This is a genomic window from Paenibacillus sp. R14(2021) (genome assembly GCF_019431355.1).
Classification (GTDB): domain Bacteria; phylum Bacillota; class Bacilli; order Paenibacillales; family Paenibacillaceae; genus Paenibacillus_Z.
Window position 1 is genome coordinate 4,301,549 of record NZ_CP080269.1, and the last position, 19,525, is coordinate 4,321,073.

General features: G+C 50.4%; 12 protein-coding genes and 1 other RNA gene. 10 read left to right on the top strand and 3 right to left on the bottom strand.

Annotated elements, in window-relative coordinates:
- Positions 1 to 67 precede the first annotated feature (67 nt).
- The 5 genes from KXU80_RS20075 to ssrA all read left to right on the top strand — a co-directional run bounded on the left by KXU80_RS20075 (position 68) and on the right by ssrA (position 5,891).
- A complete protein-coding gene (locus KXU80_RS20075) occupies positions 68 to 835 on the top strand; it encodes a sugar phosphate isomerase/epimerase family protein (RefSeq protein WP_219834941.1) in 768 nt (255 codons plus the stop codon).
- 304 nt (positions 836 to 1,139) lie between these two features.
- Positions 1,140 to 1,376, top strand: coding sequence for a preprotein translocase subunit SecG (gene secG / locus KXU80_RS20080; protein ID WP_219834942.1), 237 nt, complete (start codon positions 1,140 to 1,142; stop codon positions 1,374 to 1,376).
- 226 nt (positions 1,377 to 1,602) lie between these two features.
- Positions 1,603 to 4,674 carry a ribonuclease R gene (gene rnr / locus KXU80_RS20085; RefSeq protein ID WP_219834943.1) on the top strand — a complete coding sequence of 1,024 codons (3,072 nt, stop codon included), beginning with the start codon at positions 1,603 to 1,605 and terminating at the stop codon, positions 4,672 to 4,674.
- A 155-nt stretch (positions 4,675 to 4,829) separates the two neighbouring features.
- Complete coding sequence (gene smpB / locus KXU80_RS20090; RefSeq protein WP_219839133.1) at positions 4,830 to 5,309, top strand: SsrA-binding protein SmpB; 480 nt, start codon at positions 4,830 to 4,832, stop codon at positions 5,307 to 5,309.
- A gap of 218 nt (positions 5,310 to 5,527) precedes the next feature.
- Positions 5,528 to 5,891, top strand: a transfer-messenger RNA (tmRNA) gene (gene ssrA, locus KXU80_RS20095).
- 60 nt (positions 5,892 to 5,951) lie between these two features.
- Here the strand turns inward: ssrA and KXU80_RS20100 are convergent.
- Complete coding sequence (locus tag KXU80_RS20100) at positions 5,952 to 6,374, bottom strand: CHRD domain-containing protein (RefSeq protein ID WP_219834944.1); 423 nt, start codon at positions 6,372 to 6,374, stop codon at positions 5,952 to 5,954.
- Between the two features lie 496 nt (positions 6,375 to 6,870).
- On the opposite strand from KXU80_RS20100, the gene KXU80_RS20105 reads away from it, so the two are divergent.
- Both KXU80_RS20105 and KXU80_RS20110 read left to right on the top strand, forming a co-directional pair.
- Complete coding sequence (locus tag KXU80_RS20105) at positions 6,871 to 7,119, top strand: hypothetical protein (protein WP_219834945.1); 249 nt, start codon at positions 6,871 to 6,873, stop codon at positions 7,117 to 7,119.
- Positions 7,120 to 7,340: 221 nt separating this feature from the next.
- A complete protein-coding gene (locus tag KXU80_RS20110) occupies positions 7,341 to 12,686 on the top strand; it encodes an S-layer homology domain-containing protein (protein ID WP_219834946.1) in 5,346 nt (1,781 codons plus the stop codon).
- Positions 12,687 to 12,884: 198 nt separating this feature from the next.
- Here the strand turns inward: KXU80_RS20110 and KXU80_RS20115 are convergent, their stop codons facing one another.
- Positions 12,885 to 13,769: an ABC transporter permease gene (locus tag KXU80_RS20115; RefSeq protein ID WP_219834947.1), complete on the bottom strand. Its 885-nt coding sequence runs from the start codon at positions 13,767 to 13,769 to the stop codon at positions 12,885 to 12,887.
- A 52-nt stretch (positions 13,770 to 13,821) separates the two neighbouring features.
- The gene (locus KXU80_RS20120) at positions 13,822 to 14,751 is read right to left on the bottom strand and encodes an ABC transporter ATP-binding protein (protein WP_219834948.1); all 930 of its coding nucleotides are present in this window, start codon (positions 14,749 to 14,751) and stop codon (positions 13,822 to 13,824) included.
- Between the two features lie 387 nt (positions 14,752 to 15,138).
- On the opposite strand from KXU80_RS20120, the gene KXU80_RS20125 reads away from it, so the two are divergent.
- The 3 genes from KXU80_RS20125 to KXU80_RS20135 all read left to right on the top strand — a co-directional run bounded on the left by KXU80_RS20125 (position 15,139) and on the right by KXU80_RS20135 (position 19,392).
- Positions 15,139 to 16,173, top strand: a complete 1,035-nt coding sequence (locus tag KXU80_RS20125) for an alpha/beta fold hydrolase (protein WP_219834949.1) — start codon at positions 15,139 to 15,141, stop codon at positions 16,171 to 16,173.
- A 224-nt stretch (positions 16,174 to 16,397) separates the two neighbouring features.
- A complete protein-coding gene (locus KXU80_RS20130; RefSeq protein WP_219834950.1) occupies positions 16,398 to 17,546 on the top strand; it encodes a YecA family protein in 1,149 nt (382 codons plus the stop codon).
- A gap of 256 nt (positions 17,547 to 17,802) precedes the next feature.
- On the top strand, positions 17,803 to 19,392 hold the full coding sequence (locus KXU80_RS20135; protein ID WP_219834951.1) for a stalk domain-containing protein: 1,590 nt from the start codon (positions 17,803 to 17,805) through the stop codon (positions 19,390 to 19,392).
- Positions 19,393 to 19,525 lie beyond the last annotated feature (133 nt).

The window sequence follows — 19,525 nt, forward strand, 5'->3', positions numbered from 1 at the left end:
CCTGCTGCTCTCCTCTTTTTATTGGGGCGTGCAGGAGCGGATTAAACTCGTATACGAGGTGGATATCGTGGCAAAACCAGTGGTGGGCTTACAGTTGTACACGCTTCGCGATCAGACGGAGAAGGACTTTCGGGGTACAATACGCAAAGTGGCGGAAATGGGCTATAAAGCCGTGGAGTTCGCGGGCTATTTCAATACGCCTGCGGAGGAACTGAAGGCGCTGCTGGACGAGCTTGGCTTGGAAGCGCCATCCGCGCATGTAGCGCTGAATTTCGGTGAACCGGACAAGATCAAGAAGGATCTTGCGAAGCAAATCGAATATGCCAAGGAGCTTGGGCTCAAGTATATCGTGACGCCATGGGCACCGCTGCCGGAGAATCCGACGGAAGAGGATGTTTCGAAGCTGGCTGTGATCCTGGAGGCTGCAGGCAAGCAGGTGAAGGAAGCCGGCCTCATCTATGGCTACCATAATCATGATTTTGAATTCAAGCAGGTAAACAGCAAGCCGATTATCGATATGCTGCTGGAGATGGTTTCGGAAGAATTTATGGTTGCGGAATTTGATTTAGGCTGGGTGCATATGGGCGGACAGAGTCCGGTCGATTACGTGAGGCGGTATGCCGGCCGCGTGCCCCTGGTGCATTTTAAGGATTTTGGTCAAGGCCGCAGCGACACGGAAGTCGGCAATGGCGTCGTAGACCTGAAGAGCGTCTTTGCCGTTGCGGAGCAGGCGGGCATTCAGTATTTCATCGTGGAGCAGGAAGAATTCGAGCGCTCCTCGCTGGAAAGCGCGAAGACCAGCTTAGCTTTCTTCTGCGATAACGGGATGCTGTGAGACTCGGTATGAGTCCTTCAGCATCTTGACGCGCCTGCATGCAACGTAGACGGTGATCTCTAATCTAAGAAAAGATCTAGCGGTTATTCCCTGCGCATGAATGCGCACCAAGCCTTTTTGAGTAACGGCATTAAATAAATCGGCTGCTGCTGTGAATTTGCCCGGTGGCAGCAGGATAAAATCTGCTAGCTTGTATTCGCTGGGGGCCTATGCTACAATAAGAATGCTGTTTCTAGGTCTTGTCCCCTCTATTGACAAGGCAGCGGCAAACGACAAATTTGCTCCTTGTGCAGGAGGTGGAACGATGGCTATTACGTTTAAAATTATACTTATTATTTTCGCGCTTGCTTTGATCTGCGTGGTTCTGCTTCAAAAAGGGAAAAGCGCTGGACTTTCTGGTGCAATCTCCGGCGGTGCCGAGCATCTGTTTGGTAAAACGAAAGCGCGCGGCTTGGATCTGTTTCTGCAGCGTCTAACCGTTGCGGCAGCAGCAGGCTTCTTTATTTCGGCGCTGATTGTTGCTTACTTGGTTAAAGTTTAATGATAAGAACGAAAGCGGGCTTAAGGCCCGCTTTTTTTGTTGCATATTACGCTTGGAAGATGTTTACAGGGTAATGACGAAAGGGTAAATTTGTGATTTAACCGGGCTGACGCGGATGGTAGCGTGTCCTTTCGTGTATACTATATAGTATATGGCAATCTATTAACCGACTGCTGCAAAAAATCAAGCAAGACGGCATCGCGGTATTATTATGAGGTGAAGAATTATGGTAACAGAGCAGCAGCTGCTTGAATATATGCGCGAGCAAACGTACAAGCCGATGACGTATCAAGAGTTGGATAAGCAGTTTGGCGGCGCGGGCAACGCGGAATCGTTCCGCTCGTTTCTCGTTCTGCTGAATGAGCTGGAGAATGAGGGGAAGATCGTACGGAACGCAAATGACCGGTATGGTCTGCCCGAACGGATGCATCTGGTGCGCGGACGCGTTCAAGCGCATGCGAAGGGATTTGCTTTCCTCATTCCTGAGGACAAGGGACATGGCGACGTGTACATCGGCGCCAATGATCTGAAGAGCGCCATGAACGGCGATATCGTGCTCGTCCGAATTACGTCGCGCAGCGCGGCGGGCGGCCGGATGGAGGGCGAGGTTGTCCGCATCGTGGAGCGGGCGGTCACGCAAATCGTTGGTACGTTTCAGAACCACGAGTCATACGGCTTCGTGCTGCCGGATGATAAACGCATCAATCGGGATATTTTCATCCCGCAGGGCGGATTTCGCGGTGCGGTTACAGGCCAGAAGGTCGTAGCCCGCATCGTTTCCTACCCTGAAGGGCGTGCTGCCGCGGAAGGCGAGATTATTGAAGTGCTCGGACATAAGGACGATCCGGGCATCGATATTCTCTCTATTATTCGCAAGCATCAGCTGCCGGAGAGCTTCCCGGATGAAGTGATGGCGGAAGCCGAGGCTGCGCCCGACTCCATAACGGAGGACGAAATCGTGCGGCAGGGACGCCGCGATTTGCGCGGCAAGGTGATCGTCACCATCGATGGCGAGGATGCCAAAGACCTTGACGATGCAGTTAACATCGAGCGATTGGAGAACGGCAACTACGTGCTTGGCGTCCATATTGCGGACGTCGGCTATTACGTGCCGGAGAATTCTGCCCTTGATCAAGAGGCGTATCGCCGCGGTTGCAGCGTTTATCTCGTTGATCGGGTTATCCCGATGCTGCCGCACCGCTTGTCGAACGGGATTTGCTCGCTGAATCCACAAGTGGACCGTCTGACGATGTCCTGCGAAATGGAGTTTGACGCGACGACGCTCAAGCGGGTGCGTCATGATGTATTTACGAGCGTCATTCGGACGAAAGAACGGATGACCTATACGAACGTACGCAAAATCCTCCAGAACGAGGATGAGGAAGTGACGGCGCGTTACGCCGAGCTGGTGGATACGTTCAAGCTGATGGAGGAGCTGGCGATGCGTCTTCGCGGTATGCGCATGAAGCGCGGCGCGATCGATTTCGACTTCGTGGAAGCCAAAGTCATCGTAGACAGCGACGGCAAAGCGGTCGATATCGTTAAACGCGAGCGCTCCATTGCGGAATCCATTATTGAAGAGTTCATGCTTGCGGCCAATGAAACGGTGGCAGAGCATTTCTACTGGCTGAAGGTGCCGTTCTTATACCGGACGCATGATAATCCGGATCAAGAAAAGCTGCTGCATTTCGTGCAGTTTGCGGCGAATTTCGGTTATACGATCAAGGGTAAAGGCGGCAGCGTCATTCATCCGCGTGCCTTGCAGACGCTGCTTGAGGATGTGCGCGGCTCCAAGGAGCAGACGGTTATCTCGACGGTGATGCTGCGTTCCATGAAGCAGGCCAAATACGATGCGGAGAGCCTGGGGCATTTTGGTCTGGCGGCGGAGTTCTATTCGCACTTTACCTCGCCGATTCGGCGGTATCCGGATCTGGTCATCCACCGCGTGATGCGGGAGGTATTGGAGAACGGCGGCACATTGTCGGATCCGCGCCAAGAGGCATTGGCCGCGCGGATGCCGGACATCGCGCAGCAATCTTCCGAGCGGGAGCGCGTGGCCGTCGATGCTGAGCGCGATACGGAGAAGTTGAAGAAATGCGAGTTCATGTTGGATAAGGTCGGCGAGGAATTCGAAGGCATCATCAGCAGCGTAACGAGCTTTGGTATCTTCGTGGAGCTGCCGAATACGGTCGAGGGGCTGATTCGTCTGAGCGACCTCTCGGACGATTACTACCACTTCCACGAGCAGCATATGCTGCTCATCGGCGAACGTACGTCGAAGACGTTCCGGATCGGCGATGAAGTGCGCATCCGCGTAGCGCGGGTGAACATGGATGAGCATACGATCGATTTCGAGATGCTCGAGAACTTGAATGCGGACAGCGCAGACGCCGCGCGGGAGCTGGGGCTTGGCAGCCGCAGCGGATCATCGCGCAGCGGCGGTCGGGGCGGCCGAGGCGGAGCAGGCCGCGACGGCGGCTCCGCGCAGCGGAGTGCCGTGCGCGAGCCGCGCGGGGGCGCTTCGCGCGGCGAGGGCCGCGGCGGTCGGGGCGCAGCCGGCCGCGACAGCAGCGGTCCGCGGGGACGCGGGCCGCGCAGCGGCGAAGGTGCCGGCGGCGCAGCTGCGGCGGAGCGGCGCGGTGGCCGCCGGCGGGGCAGCCGCGACGAGCACGGCGGCCAGCCGGCCAGCGGCACAGCAGGCGGAGCGGCGCCAGCGCCAAGCGCGCGCGACCAGCGCGCCTGGAAGCCCGAAGACGATTATAATTTGAATCGTCTGATCGGTAACGAAAGCGGCGGCGAGGCAGGTGCTACGCCGCTAGCAAACGGCGGCGGCGAACGTCCGCGCAAAGCCATCCGCAAGGATATGTGGGGCTTGCCGGTTCATAATGCCGGCTCTCTGAAGGACTACGGTGAAGATCCGGATGATGCATACCGTTCGCGCAATGGCCGCAGCGGCGGAGGCGGTCGAGGCCGCTCAGGCGGCGGGGATCGCGGGTTTGGCGGCGGAAGCCGAAGCGGCAGCAAGCCCTCGGGCACAGGTCGCGGAGGTGCTTCGCGCCAAGCCCAAGGTTCTGGCGGCAGCGGTGACGCGGCTGGCGGCAATGCTGGTCAGAGCGGCGGCGGTACAGGCTCGCGCCGCAAGAAGAAGTCCAGCAGCCCGGACAACGGCCAGCAGCTCCAAGCAGCGCCTAGCGGCAGCGCAGGATCCGCCAGCGGCAGCTCGCGTCCGCGCAAGAAGAAGAGCAGTGGCGGAGCCAATAACGCCACGGCAGTCTTCGTCCGCAAGAAACGCAAGTAGGATGCGGTTTTCGAGAGCTTTTCCAAATCTTGATTTCACTACGCAAAGTTGTTACAATGGACTTCTAGCTGCGGTTAGAAGTCCTTTTTTTTGCTTGGCTGCAGGCAAGAAGGACGGGCCGTAGCGGATGAACGACAATGGGAGAGGTGAACGGCATGGCGAAGAAGAGCGAAGGCAAACAGCTCGCGCAGAATAAGAAGGCTTCCCATGACTATTTCATCGAGGATACCTTTGAAGCGGGCATAGTATTGATGGGGAGCGAGATCAAGTCGCTGCGGATGGGTAAGGCGAATATCAGTGATGCATTCGCAACGATCCGAAACGGCGAGATTTTTATCCACAACATGCATATCAGCTACTTCGAGCAAGGGAACCGTAGCAATCCCATGGACCCGACAAGGGCCCGCAAATTGCTGCTTCACAAGTCGCAGATTCATAAGCTGCTTGGTTTGTCCAAGCAAGAGGGCTATGCCATCGTTCCGCTTAAGATCTACGTGAAGAACGGTTACGCAAAACTGCTGATCGGACTTGGCAAAGGGAAGAAGCAGTACGACAAGCGCGAAACGGCCGCGAAGAAGGACGCACAACGCGACATTCAGCGCGCGCTGCGCGAGAAGCAGAAGGTTGCCCGCTAATTAGCGGTGCTAATGGAAACGATGGAGAACGCCGCCATGACTTCCAGCAAGACATTGACTTATTCCTGCTGCACCTGTGGTATACTAAGTGAGCAACAGGAACGAAAGATTGTTTGACATGCTCTTGAAGCGATGAACGACCGGCTTGCCGGGCTTCATCTAGTCGTCGGAGCGTCTGACCTGCTAAACGGCGAGCAAGGTACCGTTTATGCGATATTGGGGGCGTTTATGGATTCGACGGGGATAGTTCGAGCATGGGTTGCGGGTAGTGGGGAGCGTCCGCTTCATCAACGCTAAAGCCTATTAAACGGCAAACAACAACAACAACTCGCTTTCGCAGCTTAATAACCTGTGACGCGGCTTCTACCTTCCATCGCCCATGTGGCAGGATAGGGGCTAACCTTTAGTGGGATACGCTGATTGGTCTCCGCCTGGGGTCGATTAGAAGAAGATAATCAGGCTGACCCAACGCGTAGTCGGTTACGGGACGACGCTCGGGTGACATCAATACCGTGACTACACCCGTAGAAGCCTGTGTGGCGTTGTCTTCGGACAGGGGTTCAAATCCCCTCGCCTCCACCATGAAGAAAGCCGACCGCATGAGGTCGGCTTTTTTGTGTGGTTCCGAGATGAATGAGGGATTTACGATTTGATTTGGCCGCGAATTTCTCCATTTGGATTTTTTATGGTGTGTACATTAGCATATGCGTTGCCGCTTTCGATTTGAAGAACTAGATCACGAATCGTCTTTCCGCTTAGAGGGCCGACTAAATCATTTTGAGTCAGGGTTCCCCGAATAACTCCTCGTTTTACGGAAATGCCAAATTTCGAGGGCCCGCATAGAAAGGCTACTACGGGACCGTTTTCGCCTCTTCGCCCAAGATGAATATGGGCTTGGGTTACTTTCTTTATATTTTGAATAACTAACCGAAAAAATAACTTATCACCAGCACTGTTAAGCCGAAAAACAGCATTTCCTGTAGAATTTGTCCTTACAGGAGGTACTTCGTTTCTTCCTTTTAAGCTTGCCTTAAACGTTTTGATATCCCTCACCCCTCTTTTCATTAATAAGGTATATTATTCAGTGAGGAACGGTGAGGTTTGTACATCTGTCTTAACGCTTGGAGATTCTTCATGTGAATGAAGATGGAGTTTAAAGGGTGACATCAATACCGTGACTACACCCGTAGAAGCCTGTGTGGCGTTGTCTTCGGACAGGGGTTCAAATCCCCTCGCCTCCACCATGAAAGCCCCGTCCTCATGAGGACGGGGCTTTCTTTAAACCATAAGTTTGCCGTCGCGGCAAACATTTGCTTTAATTGTTTTTTACGTTTATGGATTCGATAGTAGCTGGGAGCGTCCGCTTCATCAACGCCAAAGCCTATTAAACGGCAAACATCAACAAAACTACGCTTTAGTAGCTTAATAACCTGTTAGCGTGCTCCTACCTAATATCGCCCATGTGACTAGACTAGGGGCTAACAGATAGTGGGATACACGGTTCGGTCTCCGCCTGTCACAAGGGACTCTGAGCGAGATTGAGATAGGAAGGGCCAAGCCGTTGTTTGAAGTGCTGGTGAATCTTGCTAACTTTTTAATCGATTTAAACTGGCTAGTTATCGATCGAAATGCCAAATTGTATCATGGCCTAGCTAGTGAGCAAGATCTAATCGAAAATTATCGTCACCTTCAAGATATCACACAAGAAGAGGTTATTGATTTTATTAACTTTAAGTATGGAGAGCATAATTTATTCAGTGTAAGAAGCACCATTTTGGTGCTTTTTTTTGTACGCGGGAAGATTGGATAACGGAAGTCTAGAACGGTTATTCAAGCCCATGGTTGCTGTTTTACGTAATTTAAAAGCAAGAATTTTACACAGTAAATAATAATGTCGTAATTTACAATATTACATGAAATTTTTAACGCAACACGCGATCTACTTTCGAGTTTAGTTAATGTTTCATAGATAAAGTTGAGAAAAGGATGATTTGTAGAAAGCAATCATTTATTCAAAATAAGAGGAGAGACATGATGAGAAGGTTTATTAGAAACAAAAGATTGTCGTCGATGATGCTGGCACTCGCGATGGTACTGAATGTATCAAGCATTGGCGCTTTGACGGCCAATGCAGATGCAGATCCGACGCTGGGCGAAGCAAACGTCCTGAAGAGCGAGAATATTTCCTCGGGCGTCAGCTTTACCTCGGAGGAATACAATAACTACTATAAACCGAACAATCGAGTCGTCGTTAACCGTCTGAATATTAATCCAGCTGACTCGAATACGAGGATCATCACCGCCAAGGCGTACGATACCATCAGCGCCGTGGAAACGGTCGGCGATCAGGCAAACCGGGAAATTTTGAAAGGCAATCAAGTCATTGCCGGAATCGACGGCGATTTTTACGATATCGATCCTGCATCCGGAAATCCACTTGGGTTAATGATGAAGGACGGCGAGCTGATTATCAGCCAGGCACCAGACGAAAATGCAACTAATTATCGCACCAGCTTTTATATGGATAACGCGAATAAGCCGGGAATTAACCAAGTTCATGCTGAAGGTAAAATCTCGGCTGCGGGGGCCGTCTACGACGTAAACCTGCTTAACCGAAACCAAAAGATTACGAACGGTTTGGTCATCCACACGAGCAAAATTACGAAAACACGAAAAATGACGCATAACTACGCTGCCGACAGGGACAAATCCGCTTTCGCGTTGATCCGCGTGGGCAACAAATTCGACGGCGTTCATCCGGGGCAAACTTACACGGGTACCGTCGTTAATGTAACGTCCACGGAAGGCTTCGATATTCCCGACGACTCCGTCGTTCTGGAAGGCGTAGGCACATCGAAATCGATCGTCGAGGCGTTGCAGACTAACGCCGAGGTTAGCTTTAAATACGATTTGTACGCAGGCAAAGATGCGAACAACATCGATATTATGAACAACGATATCGTGACGTCGATCACCTTTAACACTTGGCTTGTACGTGACGGCATAGCGCTGTCGACCGGAGATACGGCTCCTAACGCCCATACGGCATTGGGCATGAAGGCCGACGGAAGCTTAATCGCGGTTACCGTGGACAAACCAAGTTCTAGTTATACCGGCAGCATTGGAACAAGTCTTGACGATCTTGCGAAATATTTGCAAGACGCGGGAGCCATCAACGCGCTTAATCTGGACGGCGGCGGTTCAACGGAGATGATCGCACGCCCGGCCGGCAGCGATCGTCCGGTAACCGTAAGCCATCCTAGCGATGTCAATGGATCCAGACTCGTTTCCAGCTCACTGCTATTCGTTAGCACGGCAACGAAAGGGGCAACGGTCGGCAACGTAGTCGTCGATAAGAACATTACGCTTTATAACGGATCGAAATACGACTTCTCCTATCGGTTGGCGGACGAATACGGCAATCCGATCTCCAGCGGCAACGGTCCCGCAACGTGGGCATCGACGGTCGGAAGCATCAACCAGAGCGGCCATTTTATTGCGGATTCCGGAGCCGGAGCGGGAGAAGTATCGGCAACGATAGACGGCGTGACGGGAAGCGCGAAGGTAACGGTCGTGGATACCGTGGCTACCCTTGCTTTAGCGAGCACCAACGTGGTTATGAACAATAACGCGAAAAAGCAGTTCGGACTTGTCGCTACCGATGCAACCGGGGGGCAGGTTTACATCGACCCGTCCGTGGCAACGTGGAGTCTTTCCGGCAGTATCGGTACCGTGAACGAGAGCGGTTTGGTCACTTCCAACGATAGTAACGGCACGGCAACGCTTACGGTAACGGTTGCAGGTAAGACGTTAACAACACAAGTCACGGTCGGTATCAAAGAGCAGGTCATCGACAATTTCGAGACGTACCCGATCGAAGGTTACCATCTAAGCGGAATCGGTTTTGGTAGTGTTTCTCAATATGCGGGAAGCGCAGGAACAAGCACGTACTTGAGCATCTCGACGGCGGTTAAGCATTCGGGAAGCAATAGCTTTAAATTCGATTATGACCTTAGCAAGTGGACAAACAAAAATTCGAACGGAACGCTGAACTGGATCCCGCACTGGTATAAGGGCGCGAAATGGCCCGATTCTCTTGCGGATCAAATGCTTTCCACGTATAAGACCGATGTTTATCCGAAAAAATTCGGAATTTGGGTATACGGGGACGGCAAGGCTCCTTGGTTAAGGGCGATATTTAGAGATTCATCCGGCGGCGCGGATAAAACGCTCGACCTGACAACGGAAACGGACGACATCAACTGGGTTGGTTGGAAATATCTAGAGGTCCCTGTCCCTGACGGCTGGAAGCTGCCGATTACGCTTAACTATGTGTACATGGTTGAGACGACGAAATCGAAGCCGGCCTATTCCGGTACGGTCTATTTCGATGATATGAAATATATTTATACGGACGATGTAACGGATACTAGCGGTCCGGAGTTTACGGACACAAGTCCTTCGTCGGATGGCTTGTTCAGCGATACCCTTGATTTCTCGACAACGATTACCGATAGTCTCTCCGGGGTAGACGTGAACAAAATAACGGTAAAAATCAATGACGTGGATTATAAGGATTACACGTACGATAAAGTCACGGGTCGCCTCAGCTTCAAGCTGGAAAATCTAACCCAAGGGGATTACAGCGTATTCATAGACGCCTACGACAAAGCGTTAACCCCCAACGAATCCGTTCCCTATATCGACAAAACGTACCATGTGGATTTGACTCCGGACGAGGAAGCTCCGACGATGACGGACGTAACGCCTACGAAGGACGTCAAAGTTAAAATCCCTACGCCGAGGATCACGTTCAAGCTATTGGACAGCAAATCGCAAGTGGATCCGGCGAGCATTTCCGTTCGGATGAATAATATCGAGATGCCTGTTTATTACGACGCCGACACGGGTTGGGGATATGCCGAACCGACAAGCGACTTGGCGAATGGCGAGTATAGCCTAAGAATCAATGCTCGGGATAAAGCCGGGAACGCCATGCCGACTTATAAGGATCAATTGTCTCTGGCCTCGATCTCGCAACCGCAAGATGGAGATAACTTCAAAATCTCGCTTATTCCGGATACGCAAGGCAACGCGTTTACCGATAAATTGTTCGCTAAGGTTGCAGCGGATGATTCTTCGTTAGTCCTGCACATGGGCGACATCGTGGATGACGGATCGCAGAAGCAGTATGACGACGCTTCGAATTTCGTCAACAAGTATTTCGGGGACCCTGGGTCTAAGCCGTTCTTCGTATTGGCGGGTAATCATGAAGCGTTCCAGAACACCTTGGATATCTACTATAAGAAATTCGGTTCTCCGACGATGCATTTCGACTATGGGGATACGCTGATCATCATGTTGAACTCGGCATACATCCAAAGTCTTACCTTATCGGATTCTACCCAATTCCATTGGTTGGAAGAAGTCTTGAAGAAGAATACGAAGAAAAACATTATCGTTCTTGACCATGTGATTACGCGCGACGCATTCGGCACCAAGCATGAAATGGATCCGAAGGACGCCGCGAGATACGAGTCTATTCTGAGCGATTATAAGCTCGAGCATCCGGACACGGATATCTACAGCATTTTCGGACATTTGCATTCTCTTCAAAATTGGGAAGTCGGCGGAGTCAAATACATCATTACGGGTAACGGTGCCGACAAGACGTACCTCCCGCATAGCGATGGAGATTTGCTCGGCACCGGCAAGATGACGGTTTCGGGCGGCAAGATGAAGTACACCTTCGACCCTCTCTTGACGAAGGTTTATATTCATAACGACGCGATTATCTCGGGCAAAATGAACACTGTAATCGGATCCCAAGTCCAAATGGATTTGTTCGGGGACTTCAGAGAGTATCCTGCTAATTACTTGACTCAAATCAATAACCGCAAATTGGTTGGGATTGACTGGAAATCCAGCAATGAAGACGTAGCTTCGGTGGATGAAAATGGAGTTGTAACTTCAAAGTCTTCCGGTACGGCAATCATTACGTCAACATCTGGAGGAAAGAGCAACTCTATTTCGGTCGAGACGGTTAAGCCGGCGGACGTCAAGCCGGTCAAGCTCGATTTGTCCGTTCCTGCGGAACCTGAAGTCGGGGGTACGTTCATCCCGACGATTAAAGCGACCAACGCTTACGGCGCGGTTTACGCCCTTGACGCGAAGGACGTTACCTACAGCTTCAAGAACGGAAAGGCACACATGCAAGATGATGGAGTTATCATCGCAGATGCCGAAGGCGACGAAGAAATTACGGTTACGTTTAGCGGTTTGAAGGCGACGGCCATCACGAAAATCGTTGCTAAGCCGACTACGCCTTCCGGTCCGATCGTGATCGCGCCTCCGACTAAACCGGACGTCGATCTTACCAAGGACAGCGTCGTGAAATCCGACGTCTTCGCGGAACTCGCGAAAGACAAGAACGCGACGATGACGTTCGTGGGCAACGGCTACAAATGGAAAGTCAATGGCTCGGACATCACGAATCCTAACGCTGACGTAGACTTGGGCGTTAACATCACAAATCAAGCTCCCGCAGGGAAAATTTCGACCCCAGTTCAAGTCAATAAAAAGAAGGTCGTTCTGGGCTTTTCTCTCAACCAAAACGGAGCTCTTCCGGGGAAGATGACGCTTGAAATCCCGACGAGCAAAGAACAAGCGGGCAAAAAGCTGTTCTTCTACGCGGTAAATTCCGCCGATCAAGCTCCTGTACTCGTATCCGAGCTTACCGTGTACGAAAACGGAAACGTAGCGGTTCCTTTCGCTTCCTCGACGTCGGCCGAATACATGCTAACGACGCAAAAGATCTTGGATTTCAAAGACGCCGACGTTCACTGGGCGAAAGCGGACATCTATTATCTGGTGGGTAAGGACATTATCGGCGGCGTTAACGACAGCCAGTTCTTGCCGAATAACGCGATCACGCGCGGCGAATTCGTCAAGTTGATCGCCAGAGCCGCCGGAGCGGACGTGTCCGCCTTCACGAACAGCTCGTTCGCCGACGTCAAGCAAGGCGACTGGTACTCGCCTTACGTAGAATGGGCAAAGAAGAATAACATTGTGCTTGGGGTTAAGCCGAATGCCTTTGCTCCTAACGAGAAAATTTCAAGGGAACAAATGGCGGTTATCCTCGTAAGACTGTCCGACTTGCTCGGATACACCTTGGAGGACAGTGCGCCGCCGGTTCATTTCAAGGACGAAGCCAACATTTCCGCCTACGCGCGCGAAGCTGTGAAAAAGGCGCAGCAAGCCGAGATTATAAGCGGCATGCCGGGTAATCAGTTCTCGCCAGCAAAGAGCGCAACTAGAGGAGAAGCGGCCAAGATGCTAGCGACTTTGCTCAAAGCCATGGAAAAGAAAAATCAATAAAGTCGTTGCAAGTTCATGCGATGATTAAACAAAACGATCGCTTTCCGGCATTTTGGATGCCGGGGAGTGATCGTTTTTGGCTTTTACAAATCGACTAATCTATGGAGTATTCGTTCAGATGAGGCAAGTATGTGGTTTTGCTTTGTATTTCAGCTTATCCATGGAGTGCTCTATGAAATGGGCTGCATGCCCTCACGGTCAAGCTGCAACATCCCTCTTCGTAAATACGAGGTAAGAGACCAGATTAAAGAATATGAAGTATACGCTCAATACAGTAACGGAAAAAGTAAGGGTCATCCCTTCTTGAAATGGGTGGCTTGATAAATAGGGGGTCAGATCGATATTCGCAAACAAAATGTACTTGCTCCAGACATAGGGTCGGAGGAATTCCGTAGCGATATTACCCGCAAACATAGCAAAGAGGGAGAACCCTATGGCCATCACACTGCTGCGAAACGCGGTTGAAATCATGAAGGCAATTGTAACAAACATAATCGTCGATACCCCTTTAAACAAGTACGTTTGCAACAGGTTCGCAACCATGTTCTGTTCCATAACATCTCCGTCAGCATTTACACCTAACAACGGCAAGTTGATGTGCCCAAATCCAAACAGCGTTCCGTTGATCAAGATAGATACGATAAACAGGATGATCAGGAGCGTGATCCCGAACAGAATCATGGACACATATTTAGACAGAAGAATTTTTAGCCGGCTGTTTGGTCGTATCAGCAGCAGCTTAATCGTGCCGGAGGAGAATTCACCCGCCATGCTGTCCCCTGCGACAATAACGGTAAATAGCGTAATCAATAGCACAAAGTTCGTTGATACATGGATCCCCATCCACATCGTGCCCTCGGCCGGCCGAATATCGTGCTCAAGCTGATAATCGTATATGGCGACCGTCTCTTCATCTAAACTTCGACTTTCCTTGTTCAGGTCCGGCTTTTGCAGAGCTTGCAGTCGGGATTGTTTCTTCGCGGCAACATGCTCCTGCCAAGTACCGCTCTGCGCATCATTACTGTAGTCATACCATACCGAGAAGTTCACAAAGCCAAGAATAACGATCATCACTCCGATCATGATCCACGTCCGGATCCGGCGGTACAGCTTCATATTTTCGTTCAACAACAGACTAACCAATTCGTCCGCCTCCAGTTATCTCTAAAAATCGATCCTCCAAGGATTGACGTTGTGCTTGAACACCGTAGATTCTGACATCTAATCTCATCAGATCCATCAGGATATCTGGAATCCGCTCCTTCTCAGCCATAAACTGCAGCCCTTCAGGAAGAGCCTTTACTTCCTTCACATACTCAATCGCCTTCATTGCATTTAGTGCGCGTTCGACCGGCTTTGCCTCAATGGCGTAGGTTTGCATCTGGTCTGCCGTCTGAACAAACTCATGAATCGGTTTCACATCGACCAGCTTGCCCTGTTGGAGAATGGCAACTCGATCGCACATCAGCTCCATCTCGGACAATAAATGGCTGGAGACAATAACGGTAATGCCTTCCGTGCGGGTCAACAGGCGTAAATAATCGCGAAGCTCGCGAATGCCTGCCGGATCAAGCCCATTGGTCGGCTCGTCCAGAATGAGCAGTGACGGACGATGCAGCAGCGCCTGCGCTACGCCCAATCGCTGACGCATCCCCAGAGAATACTTCTTAACCTTGTCACGGATCCGATTGTCCAGCTTAACGAGGTTGACTACCTCATCGATGCGTTCCTTGGTCACGCCAGGCACCATCCTCGCGTAATGAACGAGATTATGGTAGCCGCTCAAATACTTGTACATTTCCGGATTTTCCACGATGGCTCCGACATGACGGATCGCTTGCTCGAACTCGCTTTTAATATTTTTCCCTTTGATGAAGATTTCGCCTTCGGTAATGGACATTAAGCCAACCATCATGCGAATGGTGGTCGTCTTGCCGGCACCGTTGGGCCCCAGAAATCCGAAAATTTCGCCCTGCGGAACATCGAACGTTAGGTTATCAATGACCGTGGAACGGCCGATTCGTTTTGTTACTTGACGCAAGCTGATGACAGGTTCATTGCTCATGATAGACCTCCTTCTATATGGTGATGTCTGAAGCTTGTGAGTACTTCACTGATTAATTAGATTCTAATACAATGTTTATTGTTTTACAATAAATTTTTGTTATATAAAGATGTATTATTGTTGTTAGTAGGTGCCTATTCAGGCGCTGTTGACTTTATAGAGCTAGACAATTAACCTCATAATTATTGTCCAGTTTCCTGCTGGTGGGAGCGAGCACTCTCGGGTCCCACTATTTTTTCTTTACAACCATTCTCCTTCATATATGAAGAAACAAATCGGTATCTGAACTCATGAATACCTCACCTTGCAAAGGGGAATTGTAATTGTTGTAAACGGGGGAAAAAACTAGATGTTGTAGCAACCAAAATATTTTTATTGGAGGATATTATGTCAAAAGGAACAGCGAGAAGGTATGCCAAATTTGGTGCATTTTTTCTGTCGTTAGCGCTTGTGTCAGCCCTTATTACAGCTTTCACAACAAACAAGAACCAGAATAATGATGCACCCGCAAACAGGGCTTATTCTGATAAGGAACTCGTCAAAACAGTTCCAGGATTCAAAAACGGATACAAAATAGTAAATGGAATTAAGCTTCACTATGTTGAAGGGGGTAAGGGTGAACCGCTATTCCTTCTTCCAGGCTGGCCGCAAACATGGTATGCGTATCACAAAATTATGCCGGAACTAGCAAAGAAATATCATGTTTATGTCGTTGAATATCGTGGAATGGGCAGCTCTGACAAGCCTGCATCAGGCTATGACAAGAAAACAATGGCGTCGGATGTCTATGCCTTGGTCAAAGAGCTAGGCTATTCGAAAGTTAATATGGCAGGACATGACATTGGGGCATTTGTTGCTTATGCTTACGCAGCCAATTACCCTCAAGCTACGACAAAACTAGCTGTGTTGGATGTTGTTCATCCATCTGAACGCTATCTGGAACTCCCTCTCTTGCCGCCGCCGGGGGTGTACGATACAAGCGTTAAAGACCATCCTATTTACCCTTGGTGGTTTGGACTGAATTCTGTTCCAGAATTGCCTGAGAAATTGCTGCAAGGGAATGGAATGCGTATTTATCAAGATTGGCTCTTTGACTATTTGGCCTATGGCAACAAGCCTCCTATGACCAAAGAGGTCAAAGAAGCCTACTATGCGGCATATTCAAGTGCTGAAGCCATTCGCGCAAGCAACGGGTGGTATAAAACATTCAGGCAAGATATTGAAGATTTCAAAACTTATCCAAAATTATCAATGCCAGTTCTCGGTATTGCAGGTTTTGATTCCACTTTCCGTAATCTTGATGCACATTTGCGTCAATATGCGACTGATGTAAAAACGGTGAAATTAGAAGGAGCAGGACACTGGATCGCAGAGCAGAAACCGCAGGAAACCATTCAACTATTTAATGAGTTTTTCCAGTAAAGCGAATTGTAATTTTGCGTAGCCGCGTTTCGCCTCCGCCATGTAAAACCACATCCGAATGAGGATGTGGTTTTTGGCTTTTGCTGGCTTGTAATCGGAGAATGACCTCAAGCTTCATAGACTTTCGGCGCAGAACCAAATTGTCTAATACTGCCATGCCCTTCAATTACGAGCTGGGTTAGGGTACAATTTATATATGGGTTGACTTGTAAAGGAGTTTTGGAATGGATTTGGATTTGGAAAAAGAGATGCTGCAGCTGAACGTGAACAATGCGATCAAAGGAACAGTCGTGACGAGTTTAAAGGGTATCCTTGCACGGCTGACAAAAGATCGGTTGAATTTCATTGCTGCAAATTGCGCGCTTGCGGGACGCTCCAAGCTGAAGAAGCAGGAGCTCGCGGATGCGCTTTACGAGCGAATTACGAATGCAGTTCAAGTACGGTCGACTTTCCTTACGGCCGAGACGCAGGAGTGGGAGTTTGTGAACCGGCTTCTCCAAGCTCCGTATATTCAGGATAATGCTGTATTTGCCGATGCCTACTTGTTTTTGATGGATAAAGGCTTGGTGTTCAGCTTCCTGGAACAGGACAAGCTGTTCTTTGTCATGCCGGAGGAAGTCAAGGCTGCGTACAAGCAGCTGGATCAGAAATCGTTCCGTGAAGAACGCGGTGTAAGCCAGCTGGTGCTGCGATATACAGAAGCAGCGGCTAATCTGTACGGTATCTGCCCTGTGCAGAAGCTTATTGAGATTATCAACGATCAGAATGGCAGCAGCTTGACGGAGGAGCAGTTCAATCGGATCCGCCTATCCGTCACGGATAAGGTGCTGACCTGGGATGTTCAGCGCGGGTTTCTATTTAGCGATGGCTTAGATGGAGAAAGCCTGGACGACTACGAGGCGTTCTTAGAGAGCGTAAAGGACAAGCCGTACTACATTCCGCCTAAGGAAGAGCTGCTGCGGTATGCGGAGATCGATTATTTCGAGATGACGCCTCAGCTCGAGGCATTGAAGGGCTATATCATGCAGCAGTTGGGCAAAGGAGAGCGGTTAGCTGAAGCGATCGTGGATGATATCCAGCTTGTATGCTCGATGGAAGAGCCGCTTAGCGTCATCATGGAAGAGTTTGAGAACCGCAAGATTCGCTTGAGCAAGAAGCAGCTGCAAGATATTATGCCGCTCATTATTAATGTGAACAACACGACGAGAATGTGGTCCAATCGCGGCTTTACGCCTGCTGAGCTAAGGCCGGCGCCGAGTCCGAGTACGAATACTGGCAACGTCGTTCAATTCCCGTCGGCATCCTCGAAAATCGGTAGAAACGAACCGTGCCCATGCGGGAGCGGGAAAAAGCACAAAAAGTGCTGCCTGTAGCAGCGGACCGAATAGTTGATCGTCTCTGCCAACGATAAAACCCGACCGCATGAGGTCGGGTTTTTGCTTTTCCTTGATTTTTCTTTCTCCGCTCCGATTAGAAATCCAATATCCATGTAATTGAGAATTCGTCATCATCCGAATAAGCAGCAATCGCAAGGTTTTTAATCACACTAAATATATGCATTGACGCTATCGCGGGACATTAACTATACTTGCAAGGTAGTTCTATTATTTTCCAAATAGGCGGGGTTAGATGAGAAACGGAAGAGTAAAGAGAAGCGTTAAGCAAGGGCTGCTTATTGCTGCATGCGCATTATCCGTATGGACTGTAACGGCAGGTACGACCAGTGCGAAGGCTGACGCCAACACAGCTTCGATCGCCATGAAGTGGAAGCAGTCGATTGGGCCTTTCATCCCGACGACCCCCGTTAAGGGTCAGAATGGCCAACTTTACATGACAGGCTTGAGCGCCCCGTATCTGGATGGCCGGAGCGACAACCTGACCGCATGGAATGAAGATGGCAGCCGGCTGTGGACGGTCCCTTTGGAGGACGCGTTATTTCCTCCGACTATCGGAAACGACGGCACGCTGTATGCTGCAGACGGAGGATTGCTGGCCATCGATGCTGAACGAGGAACACTAAAATGGGAGTTTTCCTTGCCGGGCATCCGCTTGTCAGGACAGCCCGTGCTGCATGAAGGCAACCTTTATGTGACGGACCTTGAGGGGGGAAGGCTATATGTGATCGATGCCCAAGGCCATAGGCTATGGGACGTGACAATTGCGAAGCCTTCTAACCGGCTGTCGCCGATTGCTTTAGATGCAGATGGGAATTCCTATGTCGTGAGCACGGACCTGACCATGGATGACATTCAGCCGGGTTCGGGCGCTGTACCTCCCGTTCCGCCAATGTTCCATTCGATCCTTCATGCCTTCGACAAGGAAGGCGCGCCTCTCTGGCAATTGAAGCTGGACGGTCTGGAGCCGATAAATGAAGCGCCGTCGATTACACCGGACAATGATATTATTGTCGGCAAGAATTCATTATTCGTCGTCTCGCGGGAAGGTAAGCTGAAATGGAGCTCGTCGCTGCATATGGTATCGAGCCCAAGCGATTTAACGATATGGAATCGTTCGATTTATTACACGTACTATGACACTGTCCACGTGCTGAGCTTTGCGGGGCGAGAGCAGCAGTCCTTCCGTGCAGGCGGGAACGTACAGGGACGATTACTGATATCTCCCAGAAACGGTGCTGCTTATGGCTGGCTGGAAAAGGGCGAGCTTGGTGCTTGGAGCATGACCGGGACCCAGCGGCTTTTGTATAAGCCATCGTCTTCGGGGAGAGTCGTTACGAAAGCGTCGGTTATTGCGGATGAAGCGGGTATGCTCTATACCGGATATGCGGCTGTTCAGAAGGACGGGACAACGGAAGGATTCATCATAGCATTCGAGGAGCGGATGTCCGATAAGGCTGCAAGCAGCGCAGACATTGCCATTTATTTGGACCAGGACAAACTGGCACTGCAAGCGAAGCCGGAACAATTTCAAGGCAGATTATTTGTGCCGATGCGCGAGATTTTCACCGGTCTAGGGGCAACGTTGAACTATGATGCACGAACGAAGATCATCCAGGCTGCGAAAGGCAAGACGCGTTTGACCTACAAAATTGGGGAGCTCCGTGCGGACATTAACGGCCGGACAGTCCAATTAGATGTGCCAGGAAAGGTGATCGGCAGCCGAACGCTGGTGCCGCTGCGCTTCGTTAGCGAAGCATTCGGTTATGCCGTCATCTGGGATGCACCGTCGAATGCGATCAAGATTGTCACGCAAAGCCAGTGAGGCGACTTGGGAGTCTTAGAGGTGAAAAATTTGCATTTGAACATGAAAAAAACCGATTAATTGAAGCAGGACGTATCAATTTAGCCCAAGATGTAAAATACGTAAGTTGTATGATAGTGGTGCAGGGTATTAT

Bases quoted from the DNA above. Each gene is read 5' to 3' on its own strand.
- KXU80_RS20110 (WP_219834946.1), top strand. From the start codon at position 7,341: ATGATGAGAAGGTTTATTAGAAACAAAAGATTGTCGTCGATGATGCTG.
- KXU80_RS20125 (WP_219834949.1), top strand. From the start codon at position 15,139: ATGTCAAAAGGAACAGCGAGAAGGTATGCCAAATTTGGTGCATTTTTT.
- KXU80_RS20130 (WP_219834950.1), top strand. From the start codon at position 16,398: ATGGATTTGGATTTGGAAAAAGAGATGCTGCAGCTGAACGTGAACAAT.
- secG (WP_219834942.1), top strand. From the start codon at position 1,140: ATGGCTATTACGTTTAAAATTATACTTATTATTTTCGCGCTTGCTTTG.
- KXU80_RS20120 (WP_219834948.1), bottom strand. From the start codon at position 14,751: ATGAGCAATGAACCTGTCATCAGCTTGCGTCAAGTAACAAAACGAATC.
- KXU80_RS20100 (WP_219834944.1), bottom strand. From the start codon at position 6,374: ATGAAAAGAGGGGTGAGGGATATCAAAACGTTTAAGGCAAGCTTAAAA.
- KXU80_RS20135 (WP_219834951.1), top strand. From the start codon at position 17,803: ATGAGAAACGGAAGAGTAAAGAGAAGCGTTAAGCAAGGGCTGCTTATT.
- rnr (WP_219834943.1), top strand. From the start codon at position 1,603: ATGGTAACAGAGCAGCAGCTGCTTGAATATATGCGCGAGCAAACGTAC.
- KXU80_RS20115 (WP_219834947.1), bottom strand. From the start codon at position 13,769: ATGATCGGAGTGATGATCGTTATTCTTGGCTTTGTGAACTTCTCGGTA.
- smpB (WP_219839133.1), top strand. From the start codon at position 4,830: ATGGCGAAGAAGAGCGAAGGCAAACAGCTCGCGCAGAATAAGAAGGCT.